Origin of the sequence: Phascolarctobacterium sp. ET69 (assembly GCF_023336935.1) — a bacterium.
Classification (GTDB): domain Bacteria; phylum Bacillota; class Negativicutes; order Acidaminococcales; family Acidaminococcaceae; genus Fusicatenibacter_A; species Fusicatenibacter_A intestinipullorum.
Window position 1 is genome coordinate 1 of sequence record NZ_JAMBLR010000007.1, and the last position, 14,222, is coordinate 14,222.

Sequence of the window (14,222 nt, forward strand, 5' to 3'; positions counted from 1 at the left end):
GGCAAAGCACCTGTACCGTTATGGTATGGGTGTTTTATTTTTTATAACTTTTTTAATATTATTCTAATTTACATATCCTGTAGGGCTCATATATAAACATGAGCTTTATTTTTATTCATTTAATCTTTCTAAAGCGTTTTGCAGTATATTAAAATGCTATTTTGTTAGCATAAAACAACTGTAAATTTTGTTGCAAATATTGTGGCTAAAAAGTGAAGTTGACATAAATTTTTCGCAAATTTCCTTAATTCGCTTGACTTACTACTTTTATCCATTTAATATAAATACCAATAACCCTTGTATACATATTAAATTAAAGGGTGCGGTAATTTTTATTTTATTGTAAAGGAGTTAAGGGAAAGATGGAAAGAAAGACTATGACAAATTTTCGTTGGAAGGTTGCCTGGCTTATTTTTGCAATCAGCTTTGTATCTTATATGGACAGAGTAAATTTGTCAGTTGCAACACCTGTAATTATGCAGGAATTTGGTTTTACTAAAATTGATATGGGTTTAATCCAGTCCTTCTTTTTTGCAGGGTATGCTTTATTTCAGGTTCCGGGCGGAATGATGGCTGAACGCTTTGGACATCGCTTAACCGGTTCTCTGGCAGTTGTTTGGTGGTCTGTTTTTACAGCACTTACAGCCGTTGCAAGCGGTAAATTTTCCTTTGCAACCGTTCGTTTATTATTCGGCGTTGGTGAAGCGCCTATTTATCCTGCTGCGGCTATTGCCGGTCACCGCTGGTTTAATAAAGGCGAAAAAGGCAAAGTAAGTTCTTTCATTTTAAATGGCTGCTTTTTTGGCCCAGTTGTAGGGCCGGCCGTTACGGTAGCTTTAATGGCTGCTTTAGGTTGGAAAGCCGTATTTTGGCTGTTCGGTGTTATAGGTGTTCTGCTTGGCGTATTGTGGTTTAAGTTTGTACCCGATAATCCTAAACAAAGCCCGTATGTTAATGAAGCTGAACTTGAACATATTAATGACGGACGCGAAAATACTGTTGAAGCAAAAGAAATTGCTCCATGGGGCAAATTATTAAAATCTTCTCAGTTTTGGTCCCTTGGTTTGCAGTTTATGATAACTGACTACATTATGTATGTATTCTTGGCATGGCTGCCGCTTTATTTAATGGAAGTACACGGTTTTTCCCTTTCTAAAATGGGACTGTGGGCTGCTGCTCCGTGGCTTTCGCTGATGGCTGTGGTTTCCTGCTGCGGATATCTGTCCGATAAAGCTATTGCCGCCGGATTTTCTCAAAATCTTGTTAAAACTTCTACCGGTGCTGTAGGCATTTTGCTTTGTGCCTGCACTTTATTTATCGCAACAAGAACGGCAGACCCGATGATGAATGTTTTCTGGCTTTCGGTTGCGTTAGGTTCTTTGGGCTTAACAATGAGTGCTTCCTGGTCGAGCGTAATTTCTATGGGCGGCCGCTTTGCCGGTTCCGTTTCCGGCTGGATGAACTTTTGGGGTAATATAGGCGGTGTTTTGGCACCGAGCGTAACGGCATGGGTTGCAACTACTTATGGTTGGCAGGCAGCTTTGGCAGTAACCGCTGTTTCCGGCATTGCCGGTGCTGTATTGTGGCTTTTTGTTAAACCGGATAAAGCTATTGTATAATTTAAAACTGATAAAAGAGGATAACAGTCTGTTACAGGCTGCTATCCTCTTTTTTATGCATTTATTTCTTTTTTCAGGTATTCCAGAAATTTTTGAGAGGCTTTGGAAAAAATCTGGTATTTTTTCCAGGCAATGCTTAAATTTACTTTTAAATCCGGTTTTAACGGAAGGAAGCACAGGCCGCTTCCTTCGCCGGTGTTAACAAGTTTATCTAACGATAATACATACCCAAAACCTTCTTCTGCCATAATAGCGGCGTTAAAAACAAGGTTATAGGTACAGGCAATATCAAAATGTATATTATGCTGCTGCCCCCATGATGTAAATTCCTGGTTAACTGCCTGGCGCGATACAATCAGCGGCAAACCTGCCAAATCGGAGGGCGTAATATAATCTTTTGCCGCCAGCGGTGCGTTTTTAGGCATAATAACACCCCAGGTATCATAAGCCGGAAGTTTTAAATAATCGTATTTATCAATATCGCCTGCGGTAATAAAAATGCCGAAATCAAGCAAGCCTTTTTCCATGCGCTCGGAAACATCTTCGGCATTGCCGCTGTATAAATGGAAACGGATATCGGGGTAATCTTCCTTTAAGCGCACTGCCGTTCTCGCTATTATCCGCATGGCGTCGCTTTCCCCGCAGCCAATGTAAACATCGCCGCTGATGTCCTGCCCTTCCGCTAAAAATTCGGCTTCGGTTTTATCGGCAAGCGCTATAATTTCTTCAGCGCGTTTGCGCAGCCTCATACCGTCTTCCGTTAAAGCAATTTTGCGGTTGCGCTTACCGCGGATTAAAAGCTGTTTGCCAAGTTCTTCTTCTAAATCCATTAGCTGGCGCGATAAGGTTGGCTGGGTAATATGCAGAAAGTCTGCCGCATCGGAAATGCGTTCTTCGCGGGCGACGGCAAGGAAATAGCGCAGAACCCTTAATTCCATTTAAAACACCTCCCATTATAAAAATTATAAGTTGATATTATATGCCCGTCAAGCATGAATCTCGATTCAATATAGGTATTTGATAGCGAATTGCAGAAAGATTATACTTATAAACAAAGGAGGCGGGTGCTTTGAAAAAAGACGAAAGAGTTATTTTGGAAAGCATTTTAAAAGACTGCGGCTGTGCCAAAGAAATTATAGCTTCCTGCCTGCAAATTAAGGAAAAATATGGCGAACAGGAAATTTTGCCTGTTTTGCAGCAAGAACGTTACCGCCTTTTGCAAAAAATTCATGGAGAACAACAAAAACTTGATATTTTGGATTATGTAATTTTTAAACTGAAACAGGGTGGACTTAAAGATGTCTAAAAATATTTTGGTAATTTCGGCAAGTTTAAGAAACGGCAGCAATTCTGATATGCTGGCGGATGAATTTATGCGCGGAGCGTTGGAAAGCGGCAATAAAGCAGAAAAAATTACCTTGCGCGGCAAATGCATTAATTTTTGCAAAGGCTGCCTTGCCTGCCAGAAAACAGGCAAATGCGTTATTAACGATGATATGGCAGAAATTTTGCCCAAAATGCAGCAGGCAGATGTTATCTGTTTTGCTTCACCTGTGTATTTTTATGATATGTGCGGGCAGCTTAAAACATTTTTAGACCGTACCAATCCGCTTTTTCCGGCAGAATATAATTTTACGGATATTTACTTTTTAATTACTGCTGCCGATACTGAACAATCTGCTTCCGAAGGGCCGCTTAAAGGTATGCAGGGATGGATTGACTGCTTTGAAAATGCAGGCTTAAAAGGAGTAGTTTGCGGGCTTGGCGCGGAAAAACCGGGCGATGTAAAAAGTATGCCAGCCATGAATGAAGCGTACATGCTTGGTAAACAGGCTTAAGGCAAATAAAATGAAGAAAATAATTTTACTTTTAGTTTTGCTGGCTTTTGTTATTACAGGGTGTGCGTTTAATGCATCAGCAGGCAATAGCCCGGCTGATTGTTCGGCGGCACATGCCGCTGCCGGAGGGGAAGAAATGAAACCGTTAAAAATAACGATTAATGGGCAAAAATTTACGGCAGAATTATATGATAATGAGGCTGCACAAAAATTTATGCAGCTGCTGCCGTTAAGTTTAACCATGAAAGAGTTAAACAGTAATGAAAAGTATTGCTATCTTGACACGGCTTTGCCAACAAATGCACAAAAGCCGGGAAAAATTAATGCCGGGGATATTATGCTTTTCGGCAATGACTGCCTGGTTGTGTTTTATAAAAGCTTTAATACCAGTTATAGTTATACCAGAATTGGCAGAATAGAAAATACGGAACATCTGGCGAAAGCCGCAGGCAGCAGCAGTGCAAAAATTGAATTTAGTTTATAGCAGGGGGTAAAAATGAATATTATTCAAAACCGCACAATGGATGAAGAACGTGCGTTATATGGCTTACATAATGCAGACGTAGTGAACTGCGAATTTTCCGGACCGCTTGATGGGGAATCTGCATTGAAAGAATGCGGTAATATTAACATAAAAAACTGCCGGTTTTTGCTGCGCTATCCTTTATGGCACTTAAACGGCGGCAGTATGGAAAATTCGTTAATGACGGAAACCTGCCGTGCTGCAATGTGGTATGACAAAAATTTTGTTATTGAAAGCACGGAAATAAACGGCATTAAAGCCGTACGCGAATGTGATGATGTAACGATAAAAGACTGTAAAATAAATTCTGAAGAGTTCGGCTGGTTCTGCCGCAGAATGAAGATTGAAAACTGCGGACTTGTTTCCGTTTATCCGTTTTTGCAATGCCGCAATCTGGAAATTATCGGACTGAAGATGCAGGGCAAATATTCTTTTCAGTATGCAGAAAACGTAACTATAAAAAATTCCGTACTCGATACTAAAGACGCCTTCTGGCACAGCAAAAACGTAACCGTTACCGACAGCATTATTAAAGGCGAATACCTTGCCTGGTATTCAGAGAATCTGCATCTTATACGCTGCAAAATAATTGGCACACAGCCTTTATGCTATGCCAAAGGGCTGGTTATGGAAGATTGTGAAATGCAGGATTGTGATTTGGCTTTTGAATACAGTGACGTAAAAGCCAGCATTAAAGGAACGGTGGAAAGCGTAAAAAATCCGCTCAGCGGGTATATACATGCCGGACGGATTGGCAAAATTATTATTGACGAGCATTGTGCTAAAAATGCCGGATGTGAGATAAAAACATTAAAATAAAAATATTAAAAAATAAAAACAGGGTTTGCTGCAAACGTAAAATAATGCAGTGAACCCTGTTTTTTATTATACCGGCGGCAGAATTTCTGCTTCTAGTTCTTTTAAGGTTTTCTTTTCAAGATTATCAAAAAAATACTGCCGTTTGGGATGCAGCCCTAATGATTTGCTGACAGCAAGATTATACTGCGCGCCTTTTTCAAAATCTGTTGAAATATAAGTTGTTTTGTCTTTTATACTATCGAAAAGATGCTGCCCATTGGTTGTATTAATAAGCACCAGCGTAATGCCTTTGTCATCATCAAATTCCGGAAATTGTTTGTCAACGCCCCAATAATCGGCAATGGTTATATCTGCAAGGCTGCGTTTATTGTTAAATGCGCAGTCGGCGCAGCTTGGGCGGATGCTGACGTTGTTTAAAAACAGGCGCATATATGTTTCGCGGCGTTTGGATGAACCCATACAGTGATTTTCCGTTAAAAATAAAGTTTTGCCCCGTTTCCAGCCATCGGCTTTATCGCGGAATTTAACCTGCGTTACGGCTTCGCCGGTATCTGCGGCAATTTCTGTCAGGTATTTGTTATACACTTTGGCGCTTGGTACGCCATGGCACACAACGTCAACCGTCAGTAAATTTGTGTAATCTTTCAGTAAAAATCCTTTCAGTCCGGCAATCTGGCAGGGCGTGCCGCTGAACAGAACTTTTTTGCCGCCGGCAAGTAATGTGCGTACCTGCTTAAAAATACCGTTCATATTGCTTTGCACATATTTGGAGCCGCGCAGTTTGAAAAGTTCGCCGGTATTTGTAATGCTGGTATGGCAAACCTGAAAAGCATCGTCGAGCTCTGCCCCGAAAACCGTACCGCCGCTTTGTAAGACAGCGTTGGCAAACAGCGTAAACATGCCGCCGCTGGAACTGGTGTAACGTATGCCGTCATCACAATTTTTGGCTCCGTAAACATTTAAAATTGTATGCTGGGCCGGTTTATGCAGCAAAGGGCAAACCTTTTCACACAAACCGCAGTTAATGCAAAGGTTTTCATTTATTTCAGGGTAATAAAAACCTTCGCTGTCTGCTGTCATGGCAATGCAGCCTTTAGGGCAGATAGATGCGCACGCTGTACAGCCACAGCAATCGTGTTTGGAAATTAGTTTGAGCATGTAAACACCTTCTTTTTATTAAAATTTTATATAGGAAAAAAGGTCATTTTATTATTTGTCGGAAAAAATGTAATATCTTATGGCGGATATAGTAAGCAGCCAAAAATTAAGAAAAATATATATCGAAAGAAAAACCCAAAGAAAAGAGCCTACTTTTATTACAGCTAATTCGTTGCTTTGGGCAAATACCGAAAAATCAAAGTAATAGCTTTGGATAATAAACGAAATGCCCCATTGTACGGCATAAGCGGCCATCTTTTTGATGGCAGGATTTTTCTTCAGTTTGGAGCTTATCAGCCTGCCGGTTGCGTAAAGCAGCAGGCTATAGGCTGCTATGGCGGCAAGAATCAGCAGAGAGTATAGGCTGCCGTACATCAGGCCGTATGTTTTGGTTAACTCCAGGGCAGTAAGGCAGAAATGAAAAAGTAAAATTAAGCCGGCCATTATGTAGACAAATGGATAAAAGAAGTAGTAAAACGGGCTTTTTATTTTGTCTTTCTGCATGGCAAATGCTCCTTATGTCAAAAATTCTCTAAAAAGAAATTAACAAAAGTTTTGGCAACGGTTGAAAGAGGCCTGCCTTTAACAACAGAGAGTGTCTTTTCAACAAATAAACGCTCGTCCTCAATTTGTTTCGGCACCAGGCAGGGGTCAAACAATTCATATTTTTCGGCGGGGACTATGGCGACGCCGATATTTTGAGTTGCCCAGGCAATGGTAGAAAGTTTGGTTGTATTAATGCTTAATACCTGCGGCAAAAGGCGCGAATCGCTGCAGGTGTTTAAAAACAGCGTGCTGCACCCGCGCGACAGGCATAACGGCACATCTTCCAAATCGTCAAGCAGAATATGCGGCTTATTGCCGTTAAGGTATGGGCTGTCCTTATGAAAAAGTGCAATTAAACGGTCACGCTTGCGGTAAATGGTTTCAAAACGGTTAATCTGCAAAAGCGGTGCGTTGGCAATGCCTATTTCTGTTTTGCCGTCCAAAAGCTGCTGCGTTTGTTCGTCAATAGGCACTTCGTACAACTCGTAATTTATTTGCGGGTACTGGCGTGAAAAACGGCTTAAATAATTTTTAATGAAGGAAATTGACATTGACGGCGACAGGCTGAGGCGCAGTGTGCCCGAAAAACCGCCAGCGCAGTCGGCAATTTCTTTAATAATATTATCTTCTGTGGAGCAGATATATTTTGCCTTGTTGTATAAAATGCAGCCTGCTTCGGTAAGTTCAACCGTATGGCCTCCGCGCTTTAAATTAAGCAGCGGTGTGCCGAATTTTTTTTGCAGTGTTTTAAGCTGGTTGCTTAATGCAGGCTGGGCCACTGCAACACGTTTTGCTGCGGCGGATATGCTGCCGGCTTCTACTATGGCGATAAAGTTGCGGTAATATTCTATATTCATAAAAACTCCTTTAAATTTTGTCTGTTTAGATTATACTACAAATCTAAAAATATATAAAGATATGATAAAATCAGCTAAGTTATATAATAAAATTTTATATGTTTGCGATAGTTTAGTGGCTTTCGGCTTTTAAAAGCCTTTTATTAAAGTGTTTTTTATTAAAAGCCAGGAAAACATATAAATAAAAATTATATTTATTGCAATAAAACGGTATTTTACATTATATGCTTTTACGCTTACACTATAATTAAGGTATAAGTTGTTACGAAAGAAGGGGGTAAAATGTTAGGTACAGACAGGCTGCGCAGCACAGCATTGTTTGAAAAAATTACAACGCCGGAACAGGCAGCTGCGCTTATTGAAGATGGCATGAATGTCGGTGTCGGCGGTTTTACGCCATCGGGTTATCCTAAAAAAACAACAATGGCGCTGGCAAAAGCCATAAAAAACGGCAAAAAATGCCGCATTAATATCTGGAGCGGCGCTTCGGTAGGCCCGGAAATTGAAGAAGAACTTGCTGCTGTGGGCGGCGTTAAAAGTAGAATGCCCTACTATGCGGCTTCCAATAAATCTATGCGGGCAGGTATTAACGGCGGACAGATTGATTATGTAGATTTACATTTAAGCCATTTTGCCCAGCAGGTAGATTACGGCTTTTTCGGTAATGTTGATGTGGCAATTGTTGAAGCAGCCGCTGTAAACGCCGACGGAAGCATTGTGCTCGGCCCGGGCGTTGGCAACATACCCATGTTTGTAAAGCATGCCAAAAAAGTAATCGTTGAAGTTAACACAACAATTCCTTTAAGCATGGAAGGCATGCACGATATTTATATTTGCGCCAAACCGCCGCACAGAACGGAAATACCGATTTACCATGTCGGTGACAGAATCGGCTCACCGTATTTGGAATGCGGCCTTGATAAAATTGCCTGCATTGTTGAATCGGATATTGTTGACCATGTACGCAATTTGAATCCGCCTGATGAAAACAGTATAAAAATAGCAGGCTTTCTGGTTGAATTTTTGGAACACGAACAAAAATACGGGCGTCTGCCGCAGGAGATGCTGCCCATACAGTCCGGCGTAGGCAGTATTGCCAATGCTGTTTTAATGGGGCTGTCCCAGTCAAAATACGAAAATTTGAAAATGTATTCCGAAATTTTGCAGGACGCGGTATTCAGCCTTATCAAAATAGGCAAGGTATCACAGGCATCAGGCTGCGCTTTTACGCCGTCGCCTAATGTATGGCAGATGTATAAGGAAAATCCTGATTTATATCGTAAAAGCATAGTGCTGCGCCCTCTTGATATAAGCAATAACCCGGAAATTATCCGCCGTTTGGGCGTTATTTCCATTAATACTCCGCTTGAATTTGATATTTACGGGCAGGCAAATTCCACACATGTTATGGGTGCCAGTATGATGAACGGCATCGGCGGCAGCGGCGATTACATGCGCAACGGTTATTTAACCATTTTCTGTACACCGTCAACGGCCAAAAAAGGCAGTATTTCTAGCGTTGTGCCAATGGTAACGCATGCCGACCATACCGAGCATGACACCATGGTGTTTATTACCGAACAGGGCATTGCCGATATCCGCGGCCTGCCGCCTGTTAAACGCGCCAAACTGATTATTGAAAAATGTGCCCATCCCGATTATCGGGCGCAGCTTTTGGAATATTTGCAGCAGGCGCAAAGAAAAAACGCCCATATGCCTGTGGATTTAACGCATGCGTTTGATATGCAGGCTCATTACGAAAAATACGGAACAATGAAAATATAAGGAGGATTACCATGGATAAAGAAAAATTGCAGCAGGGATTAAATGAATATGAAGCTAAGGTTGCCAAAGCTACGGCAAAATTTCCGGAACGCAAAAATTTTGAAGCGCAGCGTTTGTACACGCCTCTTGATATAGAAGATTTTGATTATGGCGAAAAACTTGGTTTTCCCGGGCAATATCCGTTTACACGCGGCGTACAGCCTACAATGTACCGCGGCCGCCTGTGGACCATGCGTGCCTACGCCGGTTTTGCCACGGCCGAAGAAACCAACGCGCGTTATAAATATTTGCTGGAGGCCGGGCAGACAGGGCTTTCTGTTGCCATGGACCTGCCGACGCAGATTGGCCTTGACAGTGACCACGAGCTCAGCCACGGCGAAGTAGGCAAAGTTGGCGTAGCCATTGATTCGCTTGCCGATATGGAAGCACTGTTTGACGGTATTCCCCTGGATAAGGTAAGCACATCCATGACGATTAACGGGCCTGCGGCAGTGCTTTTGGCAATGTATGTTGCCGTTGCGGAAAAACAGGGCGTTAAGCCGGAAGCATTAAAGGGCACAATCCAAAACGATATTCTGAAAGAATACATTGCCCGCGGCACTTATATTTTCCCACCGCGCCCTTCCATGCGCCTTATTACCGATACTTTTGAATACTGCTCTAAAAATATTCCCAAATGGAATACAATCAGCGTCGGTGCTTACCACATCCGCGAGGCCGGTGCTTCAGAAGTGCAGGAAATTGCTTTTGCGTTTGCTAACGCCATGGCGTATATTGACGCGGCTATTAAAGCAGGGCAAAAGGTTGATGATTTTGCGCCCGGCATCAGCTGGATTTTTACAGCCGGGCTTGATTTCTTCGGCGAAGTTGCCAAATTCCGCGCAGCGCGCCGCCTGTGGGCACGCATTATGAAGGAACGTTATGGGGCATCCGTGCCGAAAGCCCAGATGCTGCGCGTACATGTGCATACGGCCGGCAGCGTGCTTACGGCGCAGCAGCCTTTAAACAACGTGGTGCGCATTACCTGGCAGGCGCTTAGCGCAGTGCTTGGCGGCATACAGTCCATGGCATGCTGCGCTTATGACGAAGCAATTGCGCTGCCTACGGAAGAAAGCGCAACGCTTGCCTTGCGCACGCAGCAGCTTCTGGCTTACGAAAGCGGAGTTACCGATACCATTGACCCGCTGGCTGGTTCCTACTACATTGAAACTTTAACCGATAAAATTGAAAAAGAAGCTTATGACTACATTGATAAAATAGACCGTATGGGCGGTGCCGTTGCTGCTATCGAGCAGGGCTATATGCAGCAGGAAATGGCGGCACATGCTTACGAATACCAGCATGAGGTAGAGCTTGGCAAACGCACCGTTATCGGCGTTAATAAATTTAATGACAGAAAAAAACTTGCGGAACAGGATGTGCTTACGGCAGATTTAAGCGTTGGCGAACGGCAGATTGCACGTCTTGAAAAGATGAAAGCCGCGCGCGATAACGAAGCCGTTAAAGCAGCGCTTGAAAAACTGCGCGAAGCAGCCAAAGGCACGGAAAATTTAATGCCTTACTTAATTGATGCCGTTAAAACTTATGCAACACTGGGTGAAATTTGCGGCGTGCTGCGCGAAGAATTCGGAGAATATAAACAAAGCGGCAGTATGTTTTAAACAAGGCGGGTGAACAGCGATGAATGAAACTGCTCAGCTTGCAAAATTTACGGCGGAAATGGAATTTGACAAATTGCCTCCGCAGGCAGTACTGATGGCTAAACAATGCCTGCTGGACTGGCTTGGTGTTGCGCTGCGCGGAGCGCACGAAGAACCTGCCCGCATTTTGCGCGAAACTGCTTTAAAAATGTGCGGCACAGGGGAAAGCACGGTGTTTGATGGCGGCAGCAGGCGTGTTGACCCCGTAAGCGCCGCCCTTGTTAATGGCGCTGCCTCACATACGCTTGATTTTGACGATTTGCACAATCCTTCTATTATACACTTGGCAACGGTTGTAATACCGGCAGCCGTTGCCGTGGCGGAAGCCTGCCATAAAAGCGGCAAAGCCCTGCTTACGGCAATCTGTGCCGGGTATGAAGCCGGGGCGCGTGCCGGTGAAGCCATTATACCGGAATCTTATTTTTACTGGCATACAACAGGCACTGCAGGAATTTTCGGCAGTGCCGCGGCGTCAGCATCACTTTTGGGACTTGATGCACAGCAGACAAATATGTGTCTCGGCAGTGCCGGAACGCAGGCCGCAGGCTTGTGGGAATTTTTAAAAGAAGGGGCAATGAGCAAAGCCCTTCACGCCGGGCGTGCCGCCAGTGCCGGTGTTTTTTCGGCATATCTTGCGCAGAGCGGATTTACAGCTGCCAGCAAAATTCTAGAGGGTGAAAAGGGCTTCTGCCCGGCTCTTTCCGAAGCGCCTAGAATAGAAAAAATTACGCAGAACCTTTCTTACGGTGACTTAAAAATTCAGCACAATTCCTTTAAGCCCTACGCCTGCTGCAAACATGCTCATGCGGCGGTTTACGGTGCGCAAACCTTGCGCAGCAGTCACGGCATAAAGCCGGAAGATATTGGCTGCGTGGAAATCAGAGTAAATAATATAACCGATTTTCTTATTAATAATCCTGCGCCGCAGAATGTTTACGGATGTAAATTCAGCATACAGTATTGTGTGGCGGCGGCGCTTGTTTACGGCAAGGCAGGCGTTGACGAATTTAATGCACAGGCGCGCAGCAGTACTGTTATGCAGAAAATAATGGATAAAATTTCAGTAGTAAAAGATGAAAAACAGGAACTGCTGAACAGGGAAAATCCTGCAAAACTTGCTTCGGAAATTATTATAAAAATGAAAGACGGTGCAAAATACCAAATGCAGGTTGATTACCCAAAAGGTGACCCGGATAACCCTATGACATGGGATGAAAGCAATGCTAAATTTATTGCACTTGCAGAACCTGTTTGCGGATGCCGGAAAGCCGAAAAATTGAGCGCATATATAAAAAATATTGAAGAAATAAGCGATATAACGGCAGAATTTAAGAAAATTTTTTAACAAATAATAAAAAATAACAGCTTGTCATTATTAAAAACGGCAGGCTGTTATTTTTTACGCAGCGGATTTATTATATTTAATATAATAAAAATTATATTAAATATTAAAAGAAAAGGATGTTTCGCAAAAATTACTTTATTTTGCATAAAATATAAAAATTTAATAGATAAATGGACAAAAATAGTGTATAATATTTATACAGTTAAAAACGGAGTTTAGATTTTTGTAGTTTTAACAAAATCTGCCGGGTTGTTACAAAAAAGTCAATGGATACAAAGGGGGATTTGTTATGTCTGTAAAGAGAGTTATAGACAACAAAAAAATCGGTGCCAATATCAGGCTGGCGCGTGTAAAAAAAATGATGAGCCAGTCCGAACTTGCAAAACTTCTTGGTGTAACACAGACACATATGAGTAATCTGGAACGCGGACGCTGCGGCATTACTGTAACTATGCTTAACGAACTGACAAACATTTTTGAAGTAGAAACCGATGCACTTTTATATGGTACCCCCGGGACCCATTCGGATACAAGCCTTGCAGGTGTTGTTAAAAACGGCGGAATAGAAAATTACACCCTTGGCGATTTAATTAAAGCGGCAAAACTTTTGGATGGATGCGAATAAAAAATACCGGCACCTGCTTTAATGCAGATGCCGGTATTTTTTACTGCTTGTCTTTCGGGTTTAAAAAGTTATTCCAGTTATAAGCAAAAATTCCCCCGCCTATAACTGCAAAACCGCATGATAAGCGCAAAGCGTAATTGTCAAATCCGAACATATCTAAAATAGTATAGCATAATAAACCAACCACCAGCATTACAACCGGCAGCGTTATTAAAAACATCGTTGCTCCAAAACCTTTGGTCATGCGTTTAAAAAAATCTTCAAACATAATGTTACCGCCTTAAAAGTATTTTATAATTATTATACTTGAGCAGCCGCTAAAAGCAAAGTTTTTTATTATCATAAGTATGTTATAATAAAATTAAACTTAAATACGAAAGGAACTTACAGTTATGAAAATAAAACTTATTGCCAGTGATATGGATGATACACTTTTAAATAATAACAGAGAAATTTCTCCGCGCAATGAAGCTGCCATAAAAAAAGCTATCGAAAGCGGAATTGTTTTTACGCTTGCTTCCGGGCGTATGTATTGCTCAATGCAGCCGTATGCGCAGAAACTTGGCCTTGATGTGCCGCTGGTATCGTATAACGGCGCACTGGTTAAAGGTGCGCTCAGCGGAAAGGTTTATGTAAATAGTCCGCTTAAATTGCAGACGGCGCTCGATTTATTGCAGTACGTTAAAGAAAACGGGCATTATGTACAGGTTTATATGGGCGATAAATTATATGTAAAAGAAGAAAACGAATATTCGCGTATGTACGCTAAAATTTCCGGTATTCAGGCTGTAGCGATAGGCGAAGAAATTTACAGCATTAAAGAAGCTCCGAACAAACTGCTTTTAATGACGGCAGCCGAAAATTTTGAAGCGACATGGAAAGACGTGGAAGAAAAGTTTAAAGGGCGTGTAGACGTAACAAGTTCCAAAGATAATTACCTTGAACTTATGGAACCGGGCGTTAATAAATGGCAGGCGGTAAAAAGCCTGGCGGAAAGTTTCGGCATTAAGCCGGAAGAAATTATGTGCATCGGCGACAGCAATAACGATTTAAGCATGATTAAAAACGCCGGCATTGGTGTGGCCGTTGCAAATGCCAAACCGCAGGTGCAGAAATATGCCAAAATGGTTACGGCAAGCAACGATAACGATGGTGTAGCCCTTGCGATTGAAAATATTTTAACGGCGCAGATTAACGTGCCGGAGTGAAGAAAAAATAAAATTGGCTAAATTTTTGTAAAATTTAAACATTTATAACTTGCGCTTTTGAGATTTATGAGTTAAAATAATATTAAGTTGAGTGAGACTGAGGAGTCGCTCAATCGGTGTTTATTGTTTATAAACCGCTGAGGATGAAAAATGTTGAAGTAAGCAATGAGCAGAGTAGAGGAAACCAGGAGACTCGCAC

The 14,222-nt window shown here is 42.3% G+C and carries 15 protein-coding genes; 10 read left to right on the forward strand and 5 right to left on the reverse strand.

Annotated elements, in window-relative coordinates:
- Positions 1 to 362 precede the first annotated feature (362 nt).
- Positions 363 to 1,619, forward strand: coding sequence for an MFS transporter (locus M3079_RS08520; protein ID WP_249078709.1), 1,257 nt, complete (start codon positions 363 to 365; stop codon positions 1,617 to 1,619).
- Positions 1,620 to 1,672: 53 nt separating this feature from the next.
- On the opposite strand, the gene M3079_RS08525 is transcribed toward M3079_RS08520, so the two are convergent.
- The gene (locus M3079_RS08525; RefSeq protein WP_249078711.1) at positions 1,673 to 2,557 is read right to left on the reverse strand and encodes a LysR family transcriptional regulator; all 885 of its coding nucleotides are present in this window, start codon (positions 2,555 to 2,557) and stop codon (positions 1,673 to 1,675) included.
- 131 nt (positions 2,558 to 2,688) lie between these two features.
- On the opposite strand from M3079_RS08525, the gene M3079_RS08530 reads away from it, so the two are divergent.
- The 4 genes from M3079_RS08530 to M3079_RS08545 all read left to right on the forward strand — a co-directional run bounded on the left by M3079_RS08530 (position 2,689) and on the right by M3079_RS08545 (position 4,799).
- Positions 2,689 to 2,925, forward strand: coding sequence for a hypothetical protein (locus tag M3079_RS08530; protein ID WP_021716564.1), 237 nt, complete (start codon positions 2,689 to 2,691; stop codon positions 2,923 to 2,925).
- Positions 2,918 to 3,457 (forward strand): flavodoxin family protein, encoded by a 540-nt coding sequence (locus M3079_RS08535; protein ID WP_249078713.1) that lies wholly within the window; start codon positions 2,918 to 2,920, stop codon positions 3,455 to 3,457. The genes M3079_RS08530 and M3079_RS08535 overlap by 8 nt, the downstream gene beginning before the upstream one ends.
- Before the next feature lie 136 nt (positions 3,458 to 3,593).
- A complete protein-coding gene (locus tag M3079_RS08540) occupies positions 3,594 to 3,941 on the forward strand; it encodes a cyclophilin-like fold protein (protein WP_021716562.1) in 348 nt (115 codons plus the stop codon).
- 12 nt (positions 3,942 to 3,953) lie between these two features.
- Positions 3,954 to 4,799 (forward strand): DUF3737 family protein, encoded by an 846-nt coding sequence (locus tag M3079_RS08545; RefSeq protein WP_249078714.1) that lies wholly within the window; start codon positions 3,954 to 3,956, stop codon positions 4,797 to 4,799.
- Between the two features lie 66 nt (positions 4,800 to 4,865).
- Here the strand turns inward: M3079_RS08545 and M3079_RS08550 are convergent, their stop codons facing one another.
- From M3079_RS08550 to M3079_RS08560, 3 genes are read right to left on the reverse strand one after another with little or no spacing between them, the layout of a single operon-like run.
- Entirely contained in the window at positions 4,866 to 5,957 is a 1,092-nt protein-coding gene (locus M3079_RS08550) for a Coenzyme F420 hydrogenase/dehydrogenase, beta subunit C-terminal domain (protein ID WP_249078717.1), read from the reverse strand.
- Positions 5,958 to 6,008: 51 nt separating this feature from the next.
- Positions 6,009 to 6,461: a hypothetical protein gene (locus tag M3079_RS08555; protein WP_249078719.1), complete on the reverse strand. Its 453-nt coding sequence runs from the start codon at positions 6,459 to 6,461 to the stop codon at positions 6,009 to 6,011.
- 17 nt (positions 6,462 to 6,478) lie between these two features.
- The gene (locus tag M3079_RS08560; protein ID WP_021716559.1) at positions 6,479 to 7,360 is read right to left on the reverse strand and encodes a LysR family transcriptional regulator; all 882 of its coding nucleotides are present in this window, start codon (positions 7,358 to 7,360) and stop codon (positions 6,479 to 6,481) included.
- Positions 7,361 to 7,642: 282 nt separating this feature from the next.
- Here M3079_RS08560 and M3079_RS08565 point away from each other — a divergent pair, with 282 nt between their 5' ends.
- The 4 genes from M3079_RS08565 (at position 7,643) to M3079_RS08580 (ending at position 12,815) form a co-directional block, all read left to right on the forward strand.
- Positions 7,643 to 9,145, forward strand: coding sequence for a succinate CoA transferase (locus M3079_RS08565; protein WP_249078722.1), 1,503 nt, complete (start codon positions 7,643 to 7,645; stop codon positions 9,143 to 9,145).
- Between the two features lie 11 nt (positions 9,146 to 9,156).
- Entirely contained in the window at positions 9,157 to 10,806 is a 1,650-nt protein-coding gene (locus M3079_RS08570; RefSeq protein WP_249078724.1) for a methylmalonyl-CoA mutase family protein, read from the forward strand.
- Positions 10,807 to 10,825: 19 nt separating this feature from the next.
- Positions 10,826 to 12,190: an MmgE/PrpD family protein gene (locus M3079_RS08575; protein ID WP_249078726.1), complete on the forward strand. Its 1,365-nt coding sequence runs from the start codon at positions 10,826 to 10,828 to the stop codon at positions 12,188 to 12,190.
- Between the two features lie 289 nt (positions 12,191 to 12,479).
- Complete coding sequence (locus tag M3079_RS08580) at positions 12,480 to 12,815, forward strand: helix-turn-helix transcriptional regulator (RefSeq protein ID WP_249078728.1); 336 nt, start codon at positions 12,480 to 12,482, stop codon at positions 12,813 to 12,815.
- 40 nt (positions 12,816 to 12,855) lie between these two features.
- Here M3079_RS08580 and M3079_RS08585 read toward each other — a convergent pair whose 3' ends face one another.
- Positions 12,856 to 13,083: a hypothetical protein gene (locus M3079_RS08585; protein ID WP_249078730.1), complete on the reverse strand. Its 228-nt coding sequence runs from the start codon at positions 13,081 to 13,083 to the stop codon at positions 12,856 to 12,858.
- 124 nt (positions 13,084 to 13,207) lie between these two features.
- Here M3079_RS08585 and M3079_RS08590 point away from each other — a divergent pair, with 124 nt between their 5' ends.
- Positions 13,208 to 14,023: a Cof-type HAD-IIB family hydrolase gene (locus M3079_RS08590; protein WP_249078732.1), complete on the forward strand. Its 816-nt coding sequence runs from the start codon at positions 13,208 to 13,210 to the stop codon at positions 14,021 to 14,023.
- Positions 14,024 to 14,222: the final 199 nt, after the last annotated feature.